At 41.1% G+C, this 26,232-nt stretch carries 21 protein-coding genes, 2 tRNA genes and 1 riboswitch; of the genes, 13 read left to right on the forward strand and 10 right to left on the reverse strand.

What is annotated here, in order from left to right:
• Nucleotides 1-72 precede the first annotated feature (72 nt).
• The 4 genes from pyrD to ACROAE_RS06565 all read left to right on the forward strand — a co-directional run bounded on the left by pyrD (nucleotide 73) and on the right by ACROAE_RS06565 (nucleotide 5,190).
• Complete coding sequence (pyrD, locus tag ACROAE_RS06550) at nucleotides 73-1,092, forward strand: quinone-dependent dihydroorotate dehydrogenase (RefSeq protein WP_432400189.1); 1,020 nt, start codon at nucleotides 73-75, stop codon at nucleotides 1,090-1,092.
• A gap of 171 nt (nucleotides 1,093-1,263) precedes the next feature.
• A complete protein-coding gene (locus ACROAE_RS06555; protein ID WP_432400190.1) occupies nucleotides 1,264-1,797 on the forward strand; it encodes a cell division protein ZapC in 534 nt (177 codons plus the stop codon).
• Between the two features lie 1,084 nt (nucleotides 1,798-2,881).
• Entirely contained in the window at nucleotides 2,882-3,997 is a 1,116-nt protein-coding gene (locus ACROAE_RS06560; protein WP_432400191.1) for a GAF domain-containing protein, read from the forward strand.
• A gap of 8 nt (nucleotides 3,998-4,005) precedes the next feature.
• On the forward strand, nucleotides 4,006-5,190 hold the full coding sequence (locus ACROAE_RS06565) for a putative bifunctional diguanylate cyclase/phosphodiesterase (RefSeq protein WP_432400192.1): 1,185 nt from the start codon (nucleotides 4,006-4,008) through the stop codon (nucleotides 5,188-5,190).
• A gap of 126 nt (nucleotides 5,191-5,316) precedes the next feature.
• Here the strand turns inward: ACROAE_RS06565 and ACROAE_RS06570 are convergent, their stop codons facing one another.
• The 5 genes from ACROAE_RS06570 to ACROAE_RS06590 all read right to left on the reverse strand — a co-directional run bounded on the left by ACROAE_RS06570 (nucleotide 5,317) and on the right by ACROAE_RS06590 (nucleotide 9,973).
• The gene (locus ACROAE_RS06570) at nucleotides 5,317-6,066 is read right to left on the reverse strand and encodes an SDR family oxidoreductase (RefSeq protein WP_432400352.1); all 750 of its coding nucleotides are present in this window, start codon (nucleotides 6,064-6,066) and stop codon (nucleotides 5,317-5,319) included.
• 73 nt (nucleotides 6,067-6,139) lie between these two features.
• Nucleotides 6,140-6,841, reverse strand: a complete 702-nt coding sequence (locus ACROAE_RS06575; protein WP_432400193.1) for a histidine phosphatase family protein — start codon at nucleotides 6,839-6,841, stop codon at nucleotides 6,140-6,142.
• 2 nt (nucleotides 6,842-6,843) lie between these two features.
• On the reverse strand, nucleotides 6,844-7,911 hold the full coding sequence (locus ACROAE_RS06580) for a phosphotransferase family protein (RefSeq protein WP_432400194.1): 1,068 nt from the start codon (nucleotides 7,909-7,911) through the stop codon (nucleotides 6,844-6,846).
• The gene (locus tag ACROAE_RS06585; RefSeq protein ID WP_432400195.1) at nucleotides 7,908-8,741 is read right to left on the reverse strand and encodes an SDR family oxidoreductase; all 834 of its coding nucleotides are present in this window, start codon (nucleotides 8,739-8,741) and stop codon (nucleotides 7,908-7,910) included. The genes ACROAE_RS06580 and ACROAE_RS06585 overlap by 4 nt, the downstream gene beginning before the upstream one ends.
• 11 nt (nucleotides 8,742-8,752) lie before the next feature.
• Nucleotides 8,753-9,973, reverse strand: a complete 1,221-nt coding sequence (locus ACROAE_RS06590) for an acyl-CoA dehydrogenase family protein (RefSeq protein ID WP_432400196.1) — start codon at nucleotides 9,971-9,973, stop codon at nucleotides 8,753-8,755.
• A gap of 173 nt (nucleotides 9,974-10,146) precedes the next feature.
• Here ACROAE_RS06590 and ACROAE_RS06595 point away from each other — a divergent pair, with 173 nt between their 5' ends.
• Together ACROAE_RS06595 and ACROAE_RS06600 are read left to right on the forward strand one after the other, a co-directional pair.
• A complete protein-coding gene (locus ACROAE_RS06595; RefSeq protein ID WP_432400197.1) occupies nucleotides 10,147-11,088 on the forward strand; it encodes a LysR family transcriptional regulator in 942 nt (313 codons plus the stop codon).
• Between the two features lie 619 nt (nucleotides 11,089-11,707).
• Nucleotides 11,708-13,354, forward strand: a complete 1,647-nt coding sequence (locus ACROAE_RS06600) for a methyl-accepting chemotaxis protein (protein ID WP_432400198.1) — start codon at nucleotides 11,708-11,710, stop codon at nucleotides 13,352-13,354.
• Between the two features lie 104 nt (nucleotides 13,355-13,458).
• Here the strand turns inward: ACROAE_RS06600 and ACROAE_RS06605 are convergent, their stop codons facing one another.
• The gene (locus tag ACROAE_RS06605; protein ID WP_432400199.1) at nucleotides 13,459-13,773 is read right to left on the reverse strand and encodes a hypothetical protein; all 315 of its coding nucleotides are present in this window, start codon (nucleotides 13,771-13,773) and stop codon (nucleotides 13,459-13,461) included.
• Nucleotides 13,774-13,945: 172 nt separating this feature from the next.
• Between ACROAE_RS06605 and ACROAE_RS06610 the strand changes: the two genes are divergently transcribed.
• On the forward strand, nucleotides 13,946-14,440 hold the full coding sequence (locus tag ACROAE_RS06610) for a putative 4-hydroxy-4-methyl-2-oxoglutarate aldolase (RefSeq protein ID WP_432400200.1): 495 nt from the start codon (nucleotides 13,946-13,948) through the stop codon (nucleotides 14,438-14,440).
• 25 nt (nucleotides 14,441-14,465) lie between these two features.
• Nucleotides 14,466-16,301: an AsmA family protein gene (locus ACROAE_RS06615; protein WP_432400201.1), complete on the forward strand. Its 1,836-nt coding sequence runs from the start codon at nucleotides 14,466-14,468 to the stop codon at nucleotides 16,299-16,301.
• A 178-nt stretch (nucleotides 16,302-16,479) separates the two neighbouring features.
• Here ACROAE_RS06615 and ACROAE_RS06620 read toward each other — a convergent pair whose 3' ends face one another.
• A complete protein-coding gene (locus tag ACROAE_RS06620; RefSeq protein WP_432400202.1) occupies nucleotides 16,480-18,033 on the reverse strand; it encodes a LysM peptidoglycan-binding domain-containing protein in 1,554 nt (517 codons plus the stop codon).
• Between the two features lie 149 nt (nucleotides 18,034-18,182).
• A complete protein-coding gene (gene gloB, locus ACROAE_RS06625) occupies nucleotides 18,183-18,962 on the reverse strand; it encodes a hydroxyacylglutathione hydrolase (protein WP_432400203.1) in 780 nt (259 codons plus the stop codon).
• Between the two features lie 111 nt (nucleotides 18,963-19,073).
• On the opposite strand from gloB, the gene ACROAE_RS06630 reads away from it, so the two are divergent.
• Nucleotides 19,074-19,808, forward strand: coding sequence for a methyltransferase domain-containing protein (locus tag ACROAE_RS06630; RefSeq protein WP_432400204.1), 735 nt, complete (start codon nucleotides 19,074-19,076; stop codon nucleotides 19,806-19,808).
• Nucleotides 19,809-19,863: 55 nt separating this feature from the next.
• Here the strand turns inward: ACROAE_RS06630 and rnhA are convergent, their stop codons facing one another.
• The gene (gene rnhA, locus ACROAE_RS06635; RefSeq protein WP_432400205.1) at nucleotides 19,864-20,337 is read right to left on the reverse strand and encodes a ribonuclease HI; all 474 of its coding nucleotides are present in this window, start codon (nucleotides 20,335-20,337) and stop codon (nucleotides 19,864-19,866) included.
• 77 nt (nucleotides 20,338-20,414) lie between these two features.
• Here rnhA and dnaQ point away from each other — a divergent pair, with 77 nt between their 5' ends.
• From dnaQ to ACROAE_RS06655, 4 genes are all read left to right on the forward strand, one after another.
• Nucleotides 20,415-21,143, forward strand: coding sequence for a DNA polymerase III subunit epsilon (gene dnaQ / locus ACROAE_RS06640; RefSeq protein WP_432400206.1), 729 nt, complete (start codon nucleotides 20,415-20,417; stop codon nucleotides 21,141-21,143).
• A gap of 70 nt (nucleotides 21,144-21,213) precedes the next feature.
• On the forward strand, nucleotides 21,214-22,491 hold the full coding sequence (locus ACROAE_RS06645) for a TIGR03503 family protein (protein WP_432400353.1): 1,278 nt from the start codon (nucleotides 21,214-21,216) through the stop codon (nucleotides 22,489-22,491).
• Between the two features lie 407 nt (nucleotides 22,492-22,898).
• Nucleotides 22,899-22,975, forward strand: a tRNA-Asp gene (locus tag ACROAE_RS06650).
• 87 nt (nucleotides 22,976-23,062) lie between these two features.
• A tRNA-Asp gene (locus tag ACROAE_RS06655) sits at nucleotides 23,063-23,139 on the forward strand.
• A 485-nt stretch (nucleotides 23,140-23,624) separates the two neighbouring features.
• On the opposite strand, the gene ACROAE_RS06660 is transcribed toward ACROAE_RS06655, so the two are convergent.
• Nucleotides 23,625-25,772, reverse strand: a complete 2,148-nt coding sequence (locus tag ACROAE_RS06660; RefSeq protein WP_432400207.1) for a TonB-dependent receptor domain-containing protein — start codon at nucleotides 25,770-25,772, stop codon at nucleotides 23,625-23,627.
• Between the two features lie 266 nt (nucleotides 25,773-26,038).
• A riboswitch (TPP riboswitch) is annotated at nucleotides 26,039-26,138 on the forward strand.
• Nucleotides 26,139-26,232 lie beyond the last annotated feature (94 nt).

Raw genomic sequence — 26,232 nt, forward strand, 5'->3', positions numbered from 1 at the left:
CAAGTAGTTTGGGTATATAATGTAAACAAGCCCTGGCGATTGCCGGGGCTTTTTTTAGGTCTAGGAGAAACCATGTTTTACAAAATCGCACAAAAAGTCATGTTTCAGATGGACCCAGAGTTAGCCCATAATGTGGCTATTGGTAGTTTGAAAATGACGGGGAATACTCCGTTAAATTGTTTTTATCGCCAACATGTAAAATCAGCACCCGTGACCTGTATGGGACTGACTTTTCCAAACCCGGTAGGGTTAGCCGCTGGAATGGATAAAGACGGTGAGTCTATGGATGCATTTCATGCGATGGGATTTGGTCATGTTGAAGTGGGCACCGTTACCCCACGTCCACAGCCGGGTAATGACCAACCACGATTATTTAGATTAAAGCCTGCCCAAGGGATCATTAACCGCATGGGCTTTAATAACAAAGGTGTTGATAACTTAGTGCGTAATCTCATCGCCAAAAAATCCGATATTATGGTAGGAGTTAATATTGGTAAAAATAAAGATACGCCAGTAGAGCAGGGTAAAGATGATTACCTTATCTGCATGGAAAAAGTCTACCAATATGCTAGCTACATCGCCGTCAATATCTCTTCTCCTAATACGCCTGGTTTGCGTGCAATGCAATACGGTGAGTTATTAGATGATTTGCTCAGTTCAATTAAAGCCAAACAAACACAATTAGCCGAAAAGTACGGCAAATATGTTCCTATCGCGTTAAAAATAGCACCTGATTTGTCCGCCGATGAAATTCAAGCTATTGCGGACTCGTTAATTACCAATCAATTTGACGGTGTTATCGCAACGAATACCACCTTAAACCGTGATGCTGTAACAGGATTGTTGCATGCTGAAGAGATGGGCGGCTTGAGTGGTAAACCTTTGACTGATTTATCGACCCAAGTGATCAAACAATTATCGATCTGTTTGCAAGGTAAGATCCCGATCATTGGTGTCGGTGGGATCAATAGTGCTGCTGATGCGCTGGCTAAATTCGACGCTGGCTCAACGATGGTGCAGATATACTCTGGTTTTATATATCAAGGTCCAAAATTGATTGATCAGATCGTCAACGCTTATTGTGTAAAATAGCAGCGAAACTACCAAGTTATTGTTCAAAAATCATGCCGCGATCGAATTGTTGATCGTTCGATCGCGCTAACACTATGATACATATGTTATAATTTATAATTAAATTTTGATATTGCGTGAAATTTCATCTATTATGCACTGGTGTTCATTTTAATTTAGGTGCAGACAGCCATGTTATTAATGCCAAACAAGGACTGGCATTGGGAATACAATGAGACTTGCAAACAGCTGAGTATTTCATTGGGTTCCGAGATGGAGTTCTTAACCCCATATAAAGCTAAACAACTCATTCCAGATGCACTTACTGCCGCTGAATTCAGTATTGAACACGCTAAATTCTATATCAAAATGCTAGATACCCTTCCTAGAGTACTTCACATATCCGATGCTGGTATTGTGCAAACTGCGTTAAATGCCACCGCTGCTCACTTTCTTTTACAATCACAAATGCCTAAGTCGTGGTTTTTTGATGTCAGTGATGAATGTGTTTATTGCGAAGTAGGTAAGTTATTCCAATTAAACTGTGGTTATTCAAAAGTGTTAGCCTTGGTGATTGATAATGGCTTACAAGCCGCAACAGTGATGATTTTATCGCAGTATTGCCAGCTTTCAGACAGCAAATCGTTAGTCCAATTTGACACCATTAAAGTGATGCATAACCGCTTACATCCTTTACGTAAAGCAAGACAAGTCGTCGCGGCTTAATAGAGAAAAAGTGCCATTGAGCGTTTTTTAGATTTATTTTACGCGCGTTCAGTATGCCCTTGCTTACACTCGTTACCCGCACGTCCAGATAATCACACTTCCAGTTACTCGCACGACCAGTTAATCAACAAGAAAGCCTATTCCACATTGATGTTATACACATCGTTTACCACGATTTCGCTTCAACTGCTTATCCTCATAGATATTTTTTAGGCTATGATTAATACCATTTCCATTAATTATGTGACCAATCAGAGTCACTCAGACTGTCCAGTTTGAGGCGCATTGTTGAAAATAATGGTTATTCCCTTTTTAAGACTATGCAACAAAGAAATGGACAGTCTGAGCGCCTCCTGCAAGGCGGGTTTCTGTGCCTTCTATACTGCTTAATAGCATTTTGACGTAGAGCAACTATGCCTACAATCCTATTACTTGCCTAGAAGGCACAGAACTCCCGCTGAATGACCAGATAATTAGTGGAATTGGTATAATACCAATCCGCATTAATAAGTGACCATTACACTGTTTCATTAGACCATTACAGAATGCGTCCAGCGGTTTTTGATTAAGGCGTCGTTATGTCGTCATGGTGTTCACTTTCAAATAGCGAGAATGCAGAGCAAACTGCCGATGAATACTTAAAAGGCGAGTGTTAAAAGGGCTTACGCTGTGTTGTATGATTTCGAAAGATAACCACTATTTATTGAGTCATGCGTTTTGTTTAAATCCTTTAAACTCTCGCAGTGTCATCACTTACTTAACGCGGAATGGTATAGTACCGAGTATCATGTGGGGTGTTTTAGTATTCTGTAGCACAACATCATTGTCTAAATCGTAGGCTAAAATTATTGTCCAAAATCATCGGCTAAAAATACGGAAATGCTTGTATAACTTGATAACTTTACGTTACTTTACTCAATACGGTTAACCGAATGCATATTCTCTTTTATTGTTACGCTAACTTATGATAATGGCTCAATATGTGCCAAAACGTCATCGATTCTTAGTGTAAAGCACATTGTTAAGATAATGGTATTACCTCAATAGTGCCAGTGACTCAACGCGAATAGGACAGTCATCTATTATGACGGTAAAAATCAAAGATCGTACAATTGAAGAGAAAATATTATTGGCTGTGACAGTCGTGGCAATATTAATTTTATCGCCATTCTTGATTAAAAGTGTATTTGAACACAATCATTTACGCACCCTTGTCGATCTGATAGCCGTTGGCGGAATTTCAGTGATTTTTATTGGTGTTTGGTTTACCAGCAGGGTTAAGCTCTTTAGTGGATTGCTTGCCATTATTGCCCATGTGAATATTTTATTTGGTATTTATATCGTCGGTAGCGATTTAATTTTTTGGTTGTTTCCGATTATCATCGCCAGTTTTTATTTATTACCGACGTTTATTGCATGTCTTCTCAATGCCTTACTTATTTCAATTGCCGGAGTATTAACTTACCAACAATTTGATGAGTTCTCGTTACCGCTCATTTTGGCCTCTTTGGTAGTAACCGGTATTTTCTCGTTAATTTTTTCAATATTTATGCAACGCAAAAACCGCCAATTATCAGAAAAAGATAAAATAAGTCAGCTACGTAACAATATTTTGGAATTGATAGCCAGTTCGAGCAAATTGTCCAAAGTGTTATCTGCCGTTGTCGAAGGGATTGAAAACGAGCTGCCACGGGCGATGTGCAGTATTTCATTATTAGATGACACAGGTAAACAGTTAAGATTAGCCGCAGCACCCAGTTTGCCCGCGTTTTATAATGAGGCAATCGACATGGTCAATATTGCAGACGGAACCGGTACTTGCACTCAATCTGTAACACTCGGTAAAAGAATCATTGTTGCTGATATTGCTCGCCACCCTAACTGGTTGCCTTTAGCACATTTAGCCAACCAAGCTAAATTGGTTTCATGTTGGTCTGAACCCATTATTTGTCATCATGGTAACGTGTTGGGCACGATTGCAATATATTTTGATAGGCTTTCAAAACCGACAGATAATGAAATCAATTTGGTTGAGCAATTTGTCAATCTTACCCGAATTGCGATTGAGCGTGACAAAGCCGATAACATTATTTGGCATCAAGCTAACTTTGATAATCTAACCAATTTACCAAATCGACACTTATTACATGAGCATTTAACCAATGCGATGATAATGCAGAGCGCGATAAAAAGCAATTAGTGATCGCGATGTTAGATTTAGATAACTTTAAAGACGTCAATGATTCATTAGGGCATGGTGCTGGCGATTTGGTGTTAATTGAGTGTGCAAATCGAATCAAAAACACCATTAGAAAAAATGATATTGTGGCTCGTTTAGGCGGAGATGAGTTTATTATTGCCTTTGTGGGCACAACGGTCCCAGAGGACATTGATAAAATAGGTCAAAAACTCTTAATTACACTTGCTCAGCCCTATATCATTGATCATAAAAATGTCTATTGTACTGCCAGTATTGGGTTGGCATTTTACCCAAATGATGCAATAACCATCGAAGAATTACTCAGAAATGCAGATCAAGCGATGTACCGTGCTAAATCTCGCGGCCGTAATAGCATTCATTATTTTACTGAGAACATGAGTACTGATTTCCTTAAACGTATGGAAATCATGCGCGATTTACGTATTGCCGTTGAGCAAAAGCAGTTTTACATGGTTTATCAACCTATCGTTAACTTAACAACGTCGCGTATTACCAAAGCTGAAGCGTTAATTCGTTGGCAGCATCCTCAAAAAGGAATGATTTCGCCATTAGAGTTTATTCAGGTCGCTGAAGAAATAGGCTTGATTGTTGAAATGAGTGAGTGGATTTTTAACGAAGTTTCACAACAGGTCAATATCTGGCGTAAAGCCTATTGCCCTGATTTATGCATTAGTATTAATACTTCCCCTGTGCAATATAAAAATAATGGTGCACAAATTAACGCCTGGGCAGATTCGCTTATTTTACGAGGTATTCCTTGTGAGGCTATTTCGCTTGAAATAACCGAACATTTATTAATGGAAAATCAACTTGAAGCTGTTGAAGCGCTTGATAAAGTTCGCCTTCATGGGATGTCTGTTGCCATCGACGACTTTGGCACGGGCTATAGCTCTTTTGCATACCTTAAAGACTTTGATTTTGATTACTTAAAAATCGATCAACGGTTTGTGCAAAACATGTCAGCCGATAATAAAGACACGGCACTGTGTCAAGCGATTATTGTGATGGCCAGTAAACTGAAAATGAGCGTGATTGCTGAAGGGATAGAAACCGAACAACAAAAGCAGTTGCTCATTAATGCAGGCTGTACTTTTGGACAAGGTTATTTGTTTGCAAAGCCGCTTTCTGTTGTCGATTTCGAAGCGTTACTCATCGAACAACATACTCAATGATAAAAAAGTCAATCTTTGGGTGGTATAGGATAGAACTAGGCTCTATTTTGCGAGTTATCTTAAATGATAACTCGCAAGAGATTGGCGGTGATGAATAAAATAACGAGCGTCAGTTTTAGTGCAGAGTTAACTCATCTTTCGAATAATGCTAATCGGTGCGATACGCAATACCCAATGTAAAAATGCCCAGGGATAACTAGGCACAAAGGCATTAGCTTTCTCTTTTTGAATGGCATTTACCATGGCTTTACAACCTGTTTCGGTATCAACTATAAACGGTACTGTTTTGACTTTTTCGTTAATCTCACTGCGAATAAAGCCCGGATGAACACAAGTGACTTTTATAGGCGTATTCATCACATCGATACGAATACCCTCTGTTAACGAAGTTAGGGCTGCTTTAGTCGCCGCGTAAACCGTCATGGCTCGTCTAAAGCCACGTACTGCACTGATGGATGAAATCGTCACTAAATGGCCACTATTTTGTTCACGAAAAATAGCCATTGCCGCTTCACATTGGGCTATTGCGGCAATGAAATTAGTTTGCGCAGTTTGTAAATTAGCCGCAAAAAAGCCGGTTCCAATCGATGCGCCTTTACCCATGCCCGCGTTGACGATGACTCTGTCAAGTTGTCCCATTTCTTGTTTAAATTGGCTAAAGACTTCAAACACTTGCGGATGGTCGTTTACATCAAGTGATTTAATCAGCACGGTAATATTGGGGTTGATACTTAATAAGTGTTGTTTTAATTCTTCAAGGCGGTCTAGTCGTCTAGCGCACAAAGCTAAATTATGATTTTGTTTAGCAAACTCAATGGCCATACCGCGTCCTAAACCAGAACTTGCCCCAGTGATTAATATGTTGGTCCGTTTCATCATCTACTCTTTATTATTCTTAGGTGTTAAATACTCATGACGCTATAGCATCACGTTGAGTGTCTATTAAAGGTTAAATTAAACTGTACAAATGTTGCTGAGTACCCTCAAAGTACCCATGCTCATTTAAGGTTATCACACTCAGTCGTTGTCGTTTAATGTGCAATTGTGTCACGCTGCAATTAACTAACTGTTTATTAATATTGAAAAATTGTGATTCAGGTATCGATAATATTTGCATTACTGCGGCACTAATTACGCCACCAGAGGTGTACACAAAAACCGTGTCATCATCGTCGGTTTGTTCAATAAGCTGAGTTAACCCGTTTGCAATCCGTTGGCTAAATTGTTGCCATGACTCACTATATTGAGCGCTATTGTCGGCATGTTGCCACTGATTAATTGCTTGGCTAAAGAGTTCAATAAAGGCTCTGGTCGGCGAGGGTTGTTGGCTGAGGTATTGCTTCATTGTGTCTGGATGAGCTAAATCCGGTCGATAAACGGCAATCACTTCTTCATGATTAAATTCATTCCAATCGGCGCAAATCTGTAGCGAGTCGTGTAATAACGGAGGTGACAATGCCGCTAAACAGGCATTACGCGTCTGTTGATGGCGAGCCATATTGCCACAAATAACATGATTTGGTTGAATACCGCGTTGGTTAAAGTGTTCCGCTAAGTGCCGAGCCTGGCTATGACCAAGATTCGACAAGTTGTCGTAATTATCACTGCCAAAACTCGCTTGACCATGACGGATTAAATAGATGTTAGCCATGGTTATCCTTGTTGTTTCATTGCGCGATGACAACGCCACATTAAGTAATGTGAGAAAATCCAAAATTGTTTGAATGCCGGGTTACGCGTTTGCTTGTGGTGATAGCGATAGTAAATTTGTTGCACAATACCTGCTAAACGAAATAAACCAAACACTTCATAAAAACGAAAATCATCAATAGTGATGTCCATTTTGTCACAGTAATATTCAACCACTTGCTTACGAGTCAACATGCCTTCAAGGTGTGTGGGTTGGCGCCGGGTCATTTGGGCTAAAAAGTCATCATCGGCTTCAACCCAATAGGCGAGAGTATTGCCTAAATCCATTAATGGATTACCTAAGGTTGCCAATTCCCAATCGAGCACGCCATTAACGTTACTGATGTCATTTGGATCTAACACCACATTATCAAAGCGAAAGTCATTGTGGGTTAAACAAATGGTTTCTTGTGATGGTTTATGTTGTTGCAGCCAAGTCATGACTTTTTTACCAGAGGGGACATTCCAGGTTTTAGCTTGAGTATAGCGAATGCTCCAACCATCAATTTGGCGCTGTGTGTAACCTTCACCCTTACCAAGGTGATTGAGGTTCGCAGCATCAAGATCCACTTTATGCAATTCAATTAAGCAGTCAATGACATTAGTACACAGCGTGTTGGCCTGTTGTTTATCAAGGTGTAAGCCTTTGGGTAAATTTTGTCTTGGAATAATGCCATTCAATTTTTCCATGACATAAAACTCAGTGCCCAATACGCTTTCGTCTTCGCAATGTGCCAGCATGGCGGGCACATAAGGGTACACAGGTTTTAGCGCTTGTTGTAAGCGGTATTCACGGCCCATGTCGTGAGCGCCTTTGGCTTTTGTGCCCATGGGTGCTCGGCGCAAGATGAGTTCACAATTGCTGTACGTTAAGCAATAAGTCCAGTTTGAAGCACCGCCTGTGTATTGGGTTATTTTGAGATCGCCTTCAAGTCCGCCGATATGTTGTGTCAACCAAGGGCCAATAACGTTAGGGTCGAGTTCTTCACCCGTGCGAACGGATTTCGCTTTATCTAAATACTGTTGGTTCATTTAGTTTGCTCATTCCCTAACAATTGTCTTAATTTAAGTGTTTGTTTTAATACTAATTTAAAATACCAGCTAAGCGGCAGTAAACGTTTTAACCGATATAAACGTTTGCCCTGTTGGTGCGTTAATAACAGAAACTGTTTATTTGCCTCACCTTGATAAGCAATGTCGGCGACTTGAGCTGCATTGATGGGAGACTTATCAAAGAGTTTACCCAACAGCTTTTCCATTGTAGGCAGTTGTGTACGTAAACTACTCCCGAGATTGGTTTTAAAAAATCCTGGACATAATACGCTGACATTAATATTGTCATCGGCAAGTTCAAGTCGTAATGTTTCTGACAATGACACCACCGCTGCTTTTGAGGCGTTATAGCTCGACATAAACGGAATGGGTGTCAAGCCTGCTTGTGATGCCACATTGAGTATGCTGCCATAACCTTGTTGCTTAAAAAAGGGCACAAATTGCTGGCACATATTCACCATACCAAACACATTGATTTCCATTACCCAGCGCCATTGCGACATAGGCTCCGTTTCTATTTTATCTGCTGTTGCTACGCCGGCATTATTCACCAATAAATCAATATGCTGCCAACGTGATTGCACGTTTTCCAACAGTGCGGTAATGCTGTCTGTTTTGGTGATATCGCAAGGCACAAAAAATGCTTTTCCACCTAACGCTTGTATTTCCTGACAGACTTGTTCGCCAGCGTGCTGATTAATATCGGCAACGCACACCTCAGCATGTTGACTGGCCCATTTAAGTGCCAATGCTTTGCCTAAGCCTGATGCCGCACCGGTAATGAGCACATGTTGTTGTTTTGTTTTCATCGTCATCACCGTTATTTGTATTTTGCTAATTCTAGGCGCGACACCATGGCCATGTGCACTTCATCGGGGCCGTCAGCTAAGCGTAAACTGCGTGCCATAGTGGCAAAACCGGCCAATGGCGAGTCATGATTCATCCCTGCACCGCCATAGAGTTGAATGGCCATATCAACCACTTGGGTTAACATATTGGGTACAACCACTTTTATCGCAGAGATATCCGTCATGGCGTGCTTTACACCCAGATTATCTATTTTCCACGCGGCATTAAGGGTTAATAATCGTGCTTGTTCAATGCTCATACGGGCTTGAGCAATTCGCTCTAAATTTCCCCCAAGCTTTATAATGGGCTGGCCGAAGGCCACGCGAGATAATCCGCGTTCAATTGCTAAGGCTAAAGCGCGTTCTGCGGCGCCGATAGCTCGCATACAATGGTGAATTCGCCCAGGACCTAAACGACCTTGTGCAATTTCAAAACCTTTTCCGAGTCCCATTATGACATTGCTTTTAGGTACACGAACATTAACGAGCTCCATTTCACCGTGTCCATAAGGCGCATCGTAGTCGCCATAAGCGGTTAACATCCGAGTGATATTGACACCAGGAGTATTGATAGGCACTAATACCATACTGTGACGTTGATGCTTAGGTGCATCTGGATGAGATAGCCCCATAAATATCATGACATTACTGTTTGGATGACCTAATCCCGTTGACCACCATTTTCGGCCATTAACGATAACATCGTCGCCATCTTCAATGATGGTTGCCTGCATGTTTGTGGCATCAGATGACGCTACATCAGGTTCTGTCATGGCAAACACTGAACGAATATCTCCAGCAAGTAGAGGTGTGAGAAATTGTTTTTGCTGTTGTTCATCCCCAAAGTGATAGAGCACTTCCATATTGCCAGTGTCGGGTGCATTACAGTTAAAAATTTCAGGTGCTAAAATAGAACGCCCCATTTCTTCTGCTAATGGTGCGTATTCAACACAGGTTAAACCTTGGCCGAGAGTGGCGTCGGGTAAAAACAAATTCCATAATCCAGCCGTTTTCGCTTGTGCTTTTAGTGCTTCTATTTGAGGTAATAACTGCCATTGAGTCCAATCACTACTGTGATTAATGCGTCTGTTTTCGGCGAGTAACTCTGCTTCTACAGGTAAAATCTGCTCATCTATAAACAATTTCACTTTCGCTAAATATTGTTGTGATTTTTCTGTAGCGTAAATATTCATCTTTATACCTTTGTATTCTTAGTCTAAAAGCCACTAATAATGTGATCTGTTAAGCATATGTTGTCAGCATAACGTAGTAATCAATATGAATGAAATGAAAAAATATGTTAGCTTGTGATGAATAATACTCATAGTATTGGCATGACACATTAGTTTTTATTCTTGAGGTTAATATGGCGGATACAAAAGCAATTCAACAACTTGATTTAAATCTACTGAAGATTTTTGAAGCGCTGTACTTTGAGCAGAATATGACAACGGCAGCGAAATCGCTATTTGTTACACCATCTGCGGTCAGTCACGCCATAAAGCGCTTACGTTTAGTATTAAATGACCCATTATTTGTACGTCAAGGTCAGCAAATGCAACCCACAGCAGCTTGCCAACGTATGGCGCCACAATTGATTAATGCGTTGAATCGTATTCGAGAGGTGTTGCAACAATGCGGCGAATTTGACCCATTAACAACAGAGCAAACATTCACCATTGCTATTCATGAAGCATTAGAAAGCCAAATTATGCCGGCGCTTATTAATCACGTTGCTGAGTTAATCCCGCAAGCTAACATTGCCAGTATTGCACTCTCTAGAGAGCACATAGCACGTCAACTTGCCAATGGTGAGGTTGATTTAGCCATTGATGTTGCACGAGCAGTCAATGCTCCTTTAATGCACACACAATTAGTGTCGGATCCATTTTGTGTACTCATTGATCCGCAACATCATCTTTGCAACAACGGCACTTTAACCCAGGAAGATTATTTGCTGGCGCAACACGTTGCGGTGTCAAGTCGTCCGACAGGCAGAGTGATGGAAGATTTATTGCTGCAGCAACAAGGGATTAATCGACACATTAAATACCGATGTCAAACCTATCAAACAGCAGTCAAAATAGTCAGTAACACGGCACTGATGCTAACGTTACCACGTTCAATTGCTTTACAGTTTTTGGACTCTGATTTAAAAGTAATCCAGATACCATTTGCATTAACCGACATCGATACCCATTTATATTGGCACAGTAATACTCAGTCAGATCATGCGCTTATCTGGCTTCGGCAACAAATTGAAATCGCAGTCGAACGATCAAATTTAGTTAGCGTTGAAAATGAATAATGAATACTATTTCGCAGTAAGAAGTTTAAATGCACACCAAACATATACATATAGACAAGAAAAGACTTAGCTATCGTTAGTATTAACGCATGTCAGAACGAAGATTTGCCGATGATATGTGTAATGTGTTTGCTTAATATATTTGGCCAATAAATAAGTTAACCGTGATGTTGTTTGTTGGTCTTGCTCCAAGCTAAACGAAAAGAGGTGGTATTTAATAAAAACATGAGCTTAGCGTGTGCCATGACCAGCCGGCGGGTAAAAATAAACTGACTGTTGAGACTTTACCTCTAAGTCATTCTTTTCCATAAATAGTCCGTCATGTTTAGTTATTCATTTTGCCATTGAGTACTGAACTTTAATCTACCTTATTGCATGCTAGCTAAAATCCAGTCCCTGCATCACTTCTGTTTGCAAGCCAATGCGAATAGCTTAAAAAATATCCTGTTGTGAACATTCAGATATCGCCACATTATCCGATAAAAACTAACCACCTTGATTGACAAAAAGACACTTAAGCGCAACAGTGATTAATGCTTAAACAATATGCGTGTTAAAGAAACAATTGTGTTAATTGATCCATAAAAATAATTATAAATCACAAAGAGATGGTGCATGTATGAATACGTTTAATCAGTTGTTCCGTAAGACAACCATCGCCAATAGGCTAATGGGCATGTTGGCATTAGCCATTATTGCTACTGTGATCGTGTTTTGGTTCTCACTAAATAGAGTCGAGTCTGTTTTAGTGGGGGAAAAAGAGGCCAAGTTGCATGCGCTTGTTGATGCAGCGGTGACCATTGCGGATAAATTTTACCAAGATAGCCAATCAAATCTGTTAACTGAATCCGCAGCTAAAGCGATGGCATTAGCTGCTATTGATAAACTTCGTTATTCGGGCAATGAATATTATTTTAGTATTGATACCCAAGGCACCATGATCCAACATGCATTTGCCAAACAATTAGTTAATACCACGGTAAGAGGAATGAAAGATCCTAACGGAGTGGCTTTATTTGAATTGATGATACAAGGCACTGAAAACCAGGATGCTGTTCGTGTTGATTATATGTGGAATAAACCTCAGCAAGAACAACCCAGCCCTAAAATGTCTCTAGTTAAGCGTTTTAGACCCTGGGGATGGATTATTGGGACAGGGATTTATGTTGATGATATTCAAACGGATAAACAACAATTTATTAGTGATTATTTACTATTACTTGTGTTGGTTTGGTTACCTGTTATTGCGTTGTTATATTTTATCATTCGCAGTGTTTCAGTCCCAATGCGAGAAACTATTAACGCATTTGAAAACATCGCCAAAGGTGAAGGAGACTTAACATTACGTCTATCAGAAGAGGGCGATGATGAGTTGAAGCAAATCGCCCATCATTTCAACGTATTTACCAGCAAAATTCAAAAGGTCATTAAATCAGTCGGTGAGTCAGTCAACGAATCGGGCCGATTAGCAAAGGAAATGGCTATTGTTGCCGAAAAGGCTAATCAAATATCAGTTAATGTGCAAGCTGAGACAGAAAATGTCGCCACGGCGATTAACCAAATGTCGATGACGGCGGCAGAGGTTGCATCAAATGCTAAGTTGGCAGCAGACAGCACACATGAAGCAGACAGTGAAGCTGATATCTCAGCGGATGTGGTCGATAAGGCAATGAAAAAAATTACTGAATTATCAAATGAACTTATCTCAACAGAGGAAGTGGCAAAAGGGCTGCAAGTCAGTTCTAGCAAAATTGGCCAGATATTAGATGTGATAGTAGGCATTGCTGATCAAACTAATTTATTGGCTTTAAATGCTGCAATTGAGGCAGCCAGAGCAGGTGAGGCAGGTCGAGGCTTTGCCGTTGTCGCAGATGAGGTTCGTACACTGGCAAGTCGTACTCAGGCATCAACCAATGAAATCAACCAAATTATTGATGCTATTCGCACAGCCATTAATTCCGTAAATGCCTCTGTGGCTCGTGCTAAAACCAAATCAACCGAGACTGTGAATGATACCCAACAAGTGGTGGGTGCCCTGAGTAATATAAAATCATCTATTGGACAGATTTCACAAATGAACATTCAAATTGCGACCGCGACTGAAGAGCAACATGCAGTGATTGCTGAACTCAATATGAATATCACCCGCATTAGCGATATGTCGTTAGACAACAGAACGCAAAATGAACAGATCAATAAAAGCAGTATGGCTATTGAACGGGGATCAGAGCGACTTGATACTCTTATTGAGCAATTTAAAGTCTAAATAAGATTGCTAATTGAAGGGGTTTATCTGTTTTCCTACATGAAGGGTAAGTCGTCAACGTTGTTAATTTGACGACTTAAATAATCTCAATAACAGGTTAATGATTATTGAGATAGCTGTACCATAATATTAATGACGTCTTGATATGAAATATTATATTGACGAGATAAATTAATGATTTTGGTTTTATAGGTTTGGATATATTCTTGTTTAACCAGATTCGATTGTTTCTGCTCTACAATCTCATTGACAGATTCTTGTAAAATCAATAAACGTCGCAAGCTGTAATCTAACGAATTGATGTATGCCGACATCTGTTGCTTATTACGGGCATTTTCAAGATTTGAAGTCGTGCGTTGTTCAAAATCTAATTCATCAAACGCATTCATCATTTGTTGTAAATTTAAATCGTTGCTCATAAGTATGATTGTCTACGCTATTTTTTAGGATTATATTCATATTTGATGATTAAGTCACCTTTCGCATTGTTAAATTGTGTAAAAAGCATTCATTAGATTATCGATAATTAACAAAAGTTGTTGAATTGCATAATTATCAGTAACCTAAGGTTTTGATTCTCAAGGAGGACTCATGTTAGATCTATTACCTGATTTATTTGATCATTATCCTGAACAATTGACTTTATTGTCTTCGCCGTGGCGCTCCTTTGGCGCAAAGCCGATATTTTTTGGTGAGGTGGTAACGGTTAAATGTTTTGAAGATAATTCAATGGTTAAATCTGAGCTCGCAAAACCGGGCCATGGCAAAGTTTTAGTCGTAGATGGTGGTGGTTCAACTCGGCGTGCATTGCTGGGCGACATGATAGCCCTTAATGCATATAACAACGGATGGGAAGGCATTATCATCAATGGATGCGTACGTGATGCAGGTGCAATCAGTGCAATGCAAATTGGTGTGCAGGCATTAGGGACTAATCCGATTAAAACAGACAAGAAAGATGTTGGCGAAGTCAATGTTACTATCGATATAGCGGGTGTCAGCGTTGTACCTGGCATGATGATTTATGCCGATCTCAATGGTATTGCCGTGAGTCAGCAGTCGTTAGATTTGTCTATTTTACAATAGAAAAAATACAGACAAGGAAGCAACAATGAAAGTAGTAAAGTGGTTATTAGCAATTGCGCTAACACTCGTTGTAGGCATTACCGTCTACTTAACAATGTTTTTTGACCTTAATCATTTTAAGCCACAAATTGTCGACGCCGTGAAAAAACAAACGGGTCGCGATTTAGTCATAACAGATGATCTTAGTTGGAGTGTCTTTCCTTCATTAGGGATTAAACTGGGCGGTATTTCACTTTCTAACCCAGAAAATTTTACCCCCGCATCCATGTTAGATGTAAACGAAGCTGTGGCTAATGTGGCGCTAATGCCTTTATTTAGTCAGCAAATTGAAGTGGATTTATTAACACTCGATGGCTTAACGTTAAATTTAGTCACTCAGAAAAATGGTCAAACCAGCTTTGATGGCTTATCGGGTGATGGCTTAACTGATGACGCAGCAAAGACGCCTGCAACAACTCAACCCAGTGACGCACAAGCAATAGCGTTACAAACATTAGATATCGGCGGAATTGAACTCACCAATACTAATATCAACTTAATTGATATGGCGAGCAATACCACTCAAACATTCAGTTTAAAAAGCTTTACATTAGGGCAATTCAGTTTAGGGCAATTTGCTGATTTTGCTTATGAGTTTTCTGTTACTTTACCAGACATGTCTGTAGCATCTTCGGGTCAAGGTCAGCTTAAAATTGACCAAATGTTAAAGCATATTACGATTAATGATTTTACCATGAGCCATTCTGCGCAAGGCGACAGTTTACCCAACAAGTCGGTGAGTGCTGAAATGATAACTCAAATGGTCATGGCGTTAGAGACTAAAACTGTTGAGTTACAGCTCACAAAACTTGCGGCAATGGATATTGCCGCCACCGGTGACATAAAAGTCAATTACGCAAACAGTATTCCTAAGATTGCGATGACCTTAGATGTCGGTGACATTGATGTTGATGCACTCTTTCCTAAACAAGAAAGCCAAGCAGAAAATAGCACTAGTGACACTGCAACAGTGCCAAGTGCCGAGCCGGATTTGTCTGCGCTTAACACAATTGATTTAAGCGTAAAACTGACGGCAAAGTCGATTAAAGTCAGTAATATGCTGACACAAAATTGGCAGTTAACTATGGCTGTTAAAAAAGGTGTGCTAACGCTGTCGTCATTAACGGCCGATTTGTATGAGGGTAAGCTCGCGTTGAGTGCCAAACTCGATGGCCGCAAATCTGTACCTACTTATCAATTTGATAAGAAGCTAACAGGGGTAAACATTAGACCATTATTAATGGATGCTGCTGAAATTGATTTACTTTCTGGTCAAGCGAGTTTCGAAGTCAAAGGCAGTGGTGCAAGTTTGATCCCCGATAACTTGAAAAAGAATCTTGATGCAGTAGGTCAATTTGAAGTTGCCGACGGCTCGCTTTATGGCGTTAACATTCCGCAAATGATCCGCAGCGCTCAACAAAAGCTAAAAGGCGATTTATCTGCCGACAGTAAAGAAGAGTTGAAAACCGATTTTACCAGTTTAACTGGTAGCTTCACCATGAAAGACGCCGTAGTGACCAATCCAGATTTAGCGATGGCAGCTCCCTTGATCCGCTTAAAAGGAAAGGGGACTGCGAATATTGCCTCTGAAGCGTTAGATTACACATTAACCACCAGTGTTGTCGGCTCGCTATCTGGGCAAGGTGATGCGGTTGATGAGTCTCTTAAAGGGGTTGATATCCCCTTAACCATTAAAGGGACGTTCCAAAAACCTAAATTTGGTATTGATACTAAAGCGTTATTGGAAGGCCAATTTAAAGATGAAGCAGATAAAGCCAAAGAAAAACTCAAAGAGGGTTTGTTTAAAAAGCTGGGTATTTAATCCAGTGATTCAATGCGAGAAGCTTAAGTCACAGTGATTTAAAGGTAAGAGACAAATGACTAGGAATTTATTCCTAGTCATAGTAAATAAAATAGTCGTTACAAATAAATAGTGACTACAAACAAAAACGGACAAGTGATAACTTGTCCGTATTTTATTGCGTATTTACTAATAGCAATTAGCTGTTAGTTACGATCAATTTCAAGATTTGCCCTGGTTGGATCAGCTTACTGTTTTGTAAACTGTTCCACTCAATTAACTCTGCAACGGTCACATTATATTTCGTTGCAATACGTGCTAATGAATCACCAGACTGAACTCGGTAGTTGACCGTTTTCTCTTTAGTGGCATTGTTGACAGCCACTTCGTTAGGGTAAATAACCAGATTTTTGCCCACTGACAATGTTGATTGCTGCTTAAGATTATTCCACTTCATTAATTGTGCTACGGATACTTGCTGAGATTGAGCAATTTTCCATAATGAATCGCCAGACTTAATGGTGTAAGCCTGTTTATTCGGGCTCGATTTAATCACAGCCTTACGAGCAAGGATCTGATCAGCTGTCATGGTCGCTAAATCAGGATCTTTTGCCGCAACAGGGATAATAAGGAATCTGCCGGCAACAATATTGTTACCTTTAATACCGTTACTGCTGCGAATTAACGTCGCCGTTGTTTCAAACTGATCAGCAATGCGGCTAATACTGTCGCCTGATTTAATTTTATAGCGTACCCAGTTAATCCGTGAGTCAGGCTCAACAGTGGCTAATGCACGTTTAAAGCTAGCGGCTTTGTCGCTCGGTACAACGAGCTGATGTGGGCCTTGTGGCGCAGTGGCCCAACGCTTTAAACCTGGATTAATCGCTTTTAAATCGACTATGTCGATTTGAGCTAAGTCAGCGGCTAAATTAATGTCGAGCTGACTTTCAATATTCACCACTTCAATTTGTGGTGAATTTGCAATAGGGGTTAAGGTAATACCATATTTATCGGCATGCTTAATCACATCTGCTAGTGCAAGTAATTGCGGTACATAATGTGCGGTTTCTTTTGGTAATGATAAAGACCAAAAATCAGCTGGCTTGCCTCGGTTTTGGTTATGCTTCACGGCATTTAACACGCGGCCTTCACCTGAGTTGTAAGCTGCGATGGTATAAAACCAGTTATTGTCCATTTTAGGATACAGGTATTGCAATAGATCAAGCGCAGCTTTAGTCGATGATGCCACATCTTGTCGCCCGTCATACCACCAGTTGGTTTTAACCCCAAATGATTGTGCCGTAGGCGGTGTTAATTGCCATAAACCTGAAGCATGGCCGCTAGAATAGGCTAAAGGGTCAAAACCACTTTCAACGATAGGCAGTAAAGCCAGTTCAATAGGGAGTTTACGCGCTTCGAGTTGTTCAACAATGTAATATAAGAAAGGACCAGCACGTTGAGTTACAATTTCTAAATGCTTTGGGTTGTCTAAATACCATTGTCGATATTGGGCTACCAGCGCATTGTCGGTAACGGGAAGCTGCATTTTATTGCTGATCCGCAACCATAAGTTATTAACTTCGGCAACTTGCTCTTCTATTTCATCGAGGGTAACGGTTGCAGATTTTTTGCTTTTAGCTTTGATAGCAACACTGTGTTGGTCATTGTCTGATTGCGGCTCAGTGGACTGGAGCGTCTGGCACCCCGTTACCGCCAATAAGCTGCCGGCAATAATGAATAAATTTACGTTCATTGAAGATACACTTCCTCAAGTTCTCAGGCCTTAAAATAAGGATCGAACACACCAAATGCCTATGAGACTCTTTTGGTCATGCTTTAGTTCAGTTTTGCATTGTAGATTAAATCATTTGGCTTGTCTTATTAAAGTGTTTTCATGTTCATCTAAAACTGGTTTTTCCATTCTCTTAATAAAGTAAATGTCTGAATTTCATCAATATTCACAATGTTATAATGGTTCGAAATTGCGACTTGTGTCTCATTTAGATGACAACGTAAGAAAGGGTTTATCGCTTTTTCTGTCGCGATTGTGCTAGGGATAGTGGGGATGTTTCGTGAGCGTAATTGGTCTACTTTTGCCGCGTATTCGTTCAATTTATGATTGTGTGGGGTCACGTGTTGAGCGAAATCGAGATTAGCACGAGTATATTCGTGAGCACAAAATACTTGAGTGTTGTCAGGCAAGTTGGCAAGCATTTTCAACGATTGCAGCATTTGAGTTGGTGTACCTTCAAATAATCGACCGCAGCCACCACTGAATAACGTGTCACCACAAAATAGCTTGTTATCAATATAATATGCGATATGGCCTAACGTATGACCCGGAACCGCCATCACTCTTGTTGCCCCTAAGTGAGGGATATCAATTGTTGATACCGCGTCGAGGGTCAGTGGCATAGTGAGCCCATTAATACGCTCATTACTTGGGCCGTAAACTTCAAGTTTGTGATCAAAATATTCTTGCAGTTGCTTAATACCGCCGGTGTGATCACTGTGGTGATGAGTGATTAAAATACCCACTAAATTTAATTCTGTGGTAGCCAAATAGTCGATAACGCTTGTGGCGCAACCGGGGTCAACGACGTAAGCGTCAAGGCTGTCAGTGTGATGCACTAACCAAAGGTAGTTATCATTAAAAGCGGGAATGGTATGAACGTTAAGCATAATCTGGCTCGAGTGATATTGAATTATCTGTTAGGGTAACGGATAAAACCGAATCACATCAAGTGCAACGCTGTGAAAGTCGGTAAGGTCATTGGGATTGAGGAGTGAGACGTGGCAAACTCAAAGTTAGTACCACAACATTGGCATGACTTACCATTTGGCGAAATATTGCAAGCCGAGATTGAAGCGGCCCTTGCGCCTTGGTGGCCGCGTATCTTTGGTTATCATTTATTAAAGGTGGGTGCGCTCAGTAGTCAAATCAACAGTTTACATTGTTCTATTGCTCGTCACTTTTCATTGTTTGACGGTCATGACGCCAATATACAAGCGGATCCACATTATCTGCCATTACAACAAAACGCTATTGATGCTGTGGTAAGTTGCTTTTTACTCGAGTTTGAACAAAATCCTTATCAAATTTTACGTGAGTTTGATCGTGTACTCATTAATAGTGGCTATGTATTCATTGTCGGATTTAACCCGGTAAGTCCGATTTTTGCTGGGAAAATCTTACCTAAGTACCAAAGTAACATTCCGTGGAATGGACAGTTTTTTATGCCTTCACGGGTCAAGGATTGGCTGGGTTTATTAGGATATCAAGTGCTGGCAGACGAGCGTTTAATGCACCATTCATTATTAGGGCCGGTTGGCCGTCAGGCAGAGCATCAACCATGGTGGCAAAAAAGTTTAGCCCATTGGTTACCCAGCACAGGTAGTGTTTATGTGATTGTGGCTCGTAAACTTACAGTACCGTTTACGCCAATTAAAGATAAATCTAAAATTAGCGCACCTAATTGGTCTACCGCCCCGAGTGCCGGACGTACCGGTTTGTCAAAAACCAAATAACATACAAAGATGTTGATGAGTGAGGATGAATACTCACTTTTTAAATCCGAGATGACTATTCAGCCTGGTAACCTTCGTCGATTTGTTTGGGTTTTGCTTCTGCGGCTTTTCTGGCTAGAGTATCGCAACGTTCGTTTTCTACATGCCCAGCGTGACCTTTAACCCAACGCCAATCTATAGTGTGTTGTTGGCTTACCGTATCTAAGCGTTTCCATAAGTCGACATTTTTAACCGGTTGCTTGGTTGACGTTATCCAACCTTTCTTTTTCCAACCATGGATCCAAGATGTGATACCTTGGCGCATGTATTGGCTGTCGCTGGTTAAGATAATATTACAAGGTTCAAATAACGCTTCAAGTGCGATGATGGGGGCAAGTAATTCCATGCGATTATTGGTGGTAAGGGCAAAGCCGTCGGCTATTTCATGCGTTTGATGTTGATATTTCATTACCACGCCATAGCCGCCAGGACCCGGGTTGCCTAAACAAGATCCATCAGTAAAAATATACAGCTGTTTGAGTTCGGCCATCAAGTTGTTACCATAGCAAAATATTCGCGCCAGTATACTCAATTTAACTAGGGGCGAGGGCTTAAAGAGTAAAAATTATGAACATTATTTCAAGTGCAAGTCGTCAAGTCATTCTCGATACCGAAACCACAGGTATGAACCAAGCGGGTGGCCCTATTTATGTTGGGCACAGGATCATTGAAATCGGTTGTGTCGAAGTGATAAATCGCCGTTTAACGGGCAGGACGTATCACCAATACATCAATCCAGGCCAATCAATCGATCCCGAGGCCATTGAGGTTCACGGCATTACCAATGAACGCGTGGCCAATGAGCCGCGGTTTCATCAAATTGCATCAGAATTTATCAACTTTATTGACGGCGCTGAGATTGTTGCACATAACGCAAACTTTGATGTGAGCTTTATGGACCATGAGTTTTCAAAACTCAATCCAATCGGGCCGAAAACCAAAGACATTTGCAGTATTTTAGACAGCTTAGCCATTGCCAAGCGATTACATCCAGGGCAAAAGAACAACCTTGATGCCTTATGCCGTCGTTATGGTATTGATAATGGCCGTCGAACCTATCATGGCGCGTTACTCGATGCTGAAATCCTGGCTGACGTTTACTTAATTATGACTGGCGGACAAATTAAGTTTAATTTGTCTAATGAAAAAGCGGGTCAAGAAGGTGGCGGGATAAAAAAGATCGACACATCCGCGTTTAACCTTAAAGTCGTCGGGGCATCGGCCGATGAAATAGTATTACACGAACAACGACTTGACCTCATTGCCAAGTCTGGAAAATGTCTCTGGAGAGGGTAAACCCACCTTTATGACTGTTAGCCTTTCACGTAGCGCCACCATTGCTTGTTTTCTATTGCTATGCCCTATTATGGCGTGGCAATCTTCTGCGTTCGCAGCACCGGTTAAAGCCTCACAAGCTGCAGAGCTTAAGAATCGATTTCGTATTGATTATATGGTGGATAACCTAACCTTGGTTATCCAACGAGATTATGGCTCCGCGCCGGTCGTAGTGGTGCTACCCGATGGCAGTAAATGGTATTCAAATCGCCACCCACAATCGGTAAAGTGGGTTGATGGTATCGCTGCTGACATGCTCCACATAGAAAAACCAATGGCGGGCCCATGGCAGTTACTCGGGCAAGTTACCGAAGGTTCTACTATTCAGAAACTCTCTAAACTCGACATTGAAGTGCAACCTTTACCGCAACCGCTGTTTCAAGGTGAACGTCTCAAAGTGACAGCGCGCCTTTTGGGCGACAACTTAACCATGAGAATGCCCGGATTGGAATACATGGTTGAGTGGACCTCGCGTTTTACCAGCCAGCATATCGTGGGTGATGACAATTTTGCGACAGGCACCATTATTGTTGGTGCCTACAAAGATAATGGTGAAGATTTAGACGAAGCCCCAGATGATGGTGTCTTCACAGGGGCTCAAAACTTAGAACAACCCAGTGGGCATTATATATTAAACGTCTCAGCACGTAATAACGTGTTTGAACGTGAGTTTGTGATGCCATTTGAGTTGTCTAAACAGCCCATAAAAGCAGAAATGGTGCCCAACAACGATCCGTTAAAAGGCATTTGGCAAATCCAGTTGTCCGTAGATGAAACTCAAGTCTTGCTTGCAGAAACTCATTTTGAATTTGAATTAGTTGGCCCCGCCGGGTTACAACTACCAATAATTTTGCAAGAACTCACCAGCGCTGATCAAATTTTATATTTACCGAAAGTGACTGAATTTGGTAGCTACCGAGTGAAGGGGACTGTGGTGTCTACCGCGGTAGGTGGACGTGAAATTGTATTGAATTTACCTGAGATGTTTTTCAATTTAATTGAGCCACCAAAGCCTGGCCCAACAGCTGAGGAACTCGCAGAGCAAGCTGCAGTGCAAGCGGCGATTGAAGAGCAACTCGCTAAAGATGATGCGATATTTTGGATTGTTACCGTTAATGGTGTGCTATTCCTGTTTGGGATTGTAGGCATTATTGTGTGGCGTAAAAGACAAGCGTTAGCGAAAGCGATGGCGGCGGCAGAAGAGCGTTTAAAGCAAAATCCACCTAAAGAAGATAAACCCCCCGAGAATGAACTTGAAAGCCTAGATTTGGACGACATTGATTTAACCATGCCAGATGATAAAAGTTAATTGATTATTTTTAACGTCGATTAATACTTGAATGTGGTCCTTATACCATTGCGCATTAATAAGTGACCACTCAGAATGCATCCAGCGGTTTTTGATTAAGGCGTCGCTATGTAGTAATGGTTGTTCCCTTTCAAATAGCGAGAACGCAAAGCAAAAGCCGCTGGGGCATTCCTTTCAGGCGAGTTTTAAAAGGGCTTACACTGCGTTGCATGACTTCGAAAGAGAACAACTATTCATTCAGTCATACGCCTTGTTTAAGCCCTTTTAAATTCTCGCTGAGAGATCATTTACTAACGCGCAATGGTATTAAATACAATAATTGTGCATTTTTTAGCTAAACGAGTTAAAACCGTTAAAAAATAGTTGACGATTAATTATCACAACTTTATTATTCAACGCACTTGTGTGGAGCGGTAGTTCAGTTGGTTAGAATACCGGCCTGTCACGCCGGGGGTCGCGGGTTCGAGTCCCGTCCGCTCCGCCATTCAAGTGACTGTTTACATTTAATAAAATTAATTTTATGCGATTGTTTTTTCAAGTTTAATTTTATTAAGTGTAAGCAAACCGTTTTGGAGCGGTAGTTCAGTTGGTTAGAATACCGGCCTGTCACGCCGGGGGTCGCGGGTTCGAGTCCCGTCCGCTCCGCCAAATAGATAAGCCCTTACAGCAATGTAAGGGCTTTTTTATTCTTTTTAATTTCCAGCATCTTCAACATTCGATCACGACACTGGTCGCGAGTTCACTCATTCAAGGTCAGCGTCCGCTGTGTCAAATAGATAAGCCCTCACAGCAATTTAAGGGCTTTTTTATTATTTTTAATTTCCAGCATCTTCAACATCTTCAACATTCGATCACGACACTGGTCGCGAGTTCACTCATTCAAGGTCAGCGTCCGCTCCGCCAAATAGATAAGCCCTTACAGCAATGTAAGGGCTTTTTATTATTTTTAATTTCCAGCATCTTCAACATCTTCAACATTCGACCATGGCGCACTGGTCGCGAGTTCACTCATTCAAGGTCAGCGTCCGCTCCGCCAAATAGATAAGCCCTTACAGTAATGTAAGGGCTTTTTATTCAATTATGTGTTTATGTCAGTAAAGAAAAACAATGATCCCTAGGCTGGGTAGGTCGCGTTAAAACGCATAGTTGACGCTGAGCTCTACTGAACGGCCGGCGCCATTCATTTGGGGGAAACCTTGGGTGTTATCTTGCTTATATTGCGCAATACTCACCCCACCTAAAGGCAGTTGGTAATATTCATCAAGTAAGTTGTTTACTGCCAGAGTCATGGTTGCACCTTGCCATTCAATACTGCTTGAGATGTTCAGTAGTGAATAACTGTCAGTGGTGTTTTCAAGGCGATTATTGTCGACCCGATCTTTTGTCGCCACCCATTGCCAGCTAATACTATTGTTCCAATCACCACGTTGATGCTGAAGTGTTAACTCGCTCTGTAATGGTTTGATTTGATATAGAGGCGTATGGGTATCGTTTCTTTTGCCATGAGTGGCACTGATATTGGCTGCAACAACCCACTTACCATTATCGTTTTCTGTTAACAGGTAACTCGCATCTGCGCGCGAGCCATAAATTGTCGCATCGACATTGGTAAATTGTAAAATATTACGGCGGTTTAGCTCGATGCTCGTGCTATTAACGCTACCAATAACATCAGCATCAATATAGTCATTGATATCGCTATACCAGGCGGTAACTGAGGCCGTGAAATCAGTTTGCACTAATGTATATGCGGCGCTAAGAGTGCGAGCCGTTTCATGGTTTAAATCGGGATTACCTACATAGCCATTAGCATCGCCATACCAACCTATCATGGTTGTCGCCATCGTACTTTGGCCCCAGCTGTAGCGTTCATATAAGTTTGGTGCCCGGCCTTTTTGAGCTAAACCAAATTCGATGATTTCGGTATCGCTTAATTGATATCGTGCTAATAATGTGGCATCAATAATATGGTCATGTCGTGGTCGATAAAGCTGATTAAATTCATCTGCTGCCAACGCATTAACGTTACTCATACCCATCATACTCATGCTGTTATAAGGTTGCACTTCACCAGTAGTGGTCGTGACATATTCATAGCGAACACCCGCTGTTATCCACCATTGTGTATTTAGCGTTTGTTGCCATTCTCCGTAAACCGCAGCGCGTTTGCGTTTACCATCATTAATATTGACGTAATCATTTGGGCCCATCATGGATGAGCCTTCAATAGCAGGCCAGGTATCATCAAGTTGATACAGATAATATTCTTGTCCAAGCAATAACGTACTGTCATTACTCATAGGGAGTTGCCAATGCAATTGGTAACTAAAATCTTTACCTGTGGTTTCCATCGGCATCATGCCGGTTTTTTCTGGCGTGAAGAAACCCATATCATGTTCGACACTGTGCCAATTCGCTTGTGCACTAAATTGACCTTCATTTTCAAGTGCTAATTGATAACGCAGTATTGCACCATAACTGTCGTTGTTGGTCATATCCATATACTGATTGGCGAACCCCTGATATGGAATATGTTGATGGGTTAATTTAATGGCAAGTTGTTGGGTATCATCTTGCCATGCTGCAATTAAGGCATGGTTTTGTGCTTGATATAGCGTGTCTAACACGGTGTCGCCATTACCATCGGTATAACTATTGGCGTCTTCAAAAGCGCCTTGGTAGCTAAAACTCAGTGCTTTACTGGCGACGGTGGCATTGACACTGGCTAAGCTGGTATCGCTAACACTTCGATAACCTGCAGACACATTACCGCTATGCCATGTAAGTTGGTCTGTTAAGGAAAACTCTGGGTTAAAACTATTGATTTTAATCACACCGGCAATGTTATCTCCACCGGCACTGACCGGCGACACACCTGCAACCACTTGGGCTGAGGTAATTTGACTTGCTGCCACGTAAGATAGTGGTGGATTCATGTGATTGGCACATGATGAAGTAATGTCATTGCCGTCGATAAGCACTTTAATGCGATCGCCCATCATGCCATTCAAAATCGGTAAGGCTGAAACACCGCCCGCTTGTGAAAACTCAACACCTTGTTTTGTGAGCAAGCGTTCCGCTGAACCTAATAAATCTTTATCACCGTTTTGTTGACCGTGGACTTCAACTCTTTCAATGTCTGAATATGTGTCTTGTGTTGATGGCTGTGCTGCAACAGGTGCAGACAACACTACCATTATGGCGAAAGATATTGATGAGTAAGCAGTGTTAATATTATGATTAGATTTAATGCTTTGTGTTTTTAATGTGGTCAAAATCATCACCGTATTTATTATATTGTAAATTAGGATGAATATATTTCATCGCTATTTTTTGCATTAGAAAATTATAACCTACTAATAAATCTATGGAATGCGACATATTGTCGCATCTAAAATGATGACTTTTCGCAGTGTGAATCAGCTTGTGTGAACTCAGCCGCAGCGTCATGGTTTTGGATATGACTGCTCTGTTTTAGAGTGAATAAAGTGAAATACGTGCGAAATTTAATGCTTGTTTTTTTATTGTAAGCTTGCCTATACTGCGGGACATCTTGTCGGAGTGCCATTATGGCTGAGACCGTTTATTCGGGATCCGTTGAACCTGATCAGGCTAGAACCTGCGAAGGAAACAAGCGTAATAATCGTTTTTATTACGGCATCATGTTGATAATTTAGCGTTTTGGTTGATGGTTTTTTCACAGCCATTTATTCACTTAACCTAAGCCTAAATCGATACAGA

Source organism: Shewanella sp. MF05960 (genome assembly GCF_050849305.1).
Classification (GTDB): domain Bacteria; phylum Pseudomonadota; class Gammaproteobacteria; order Enterobacterales; family Shewanellaceae; genus Shewanella.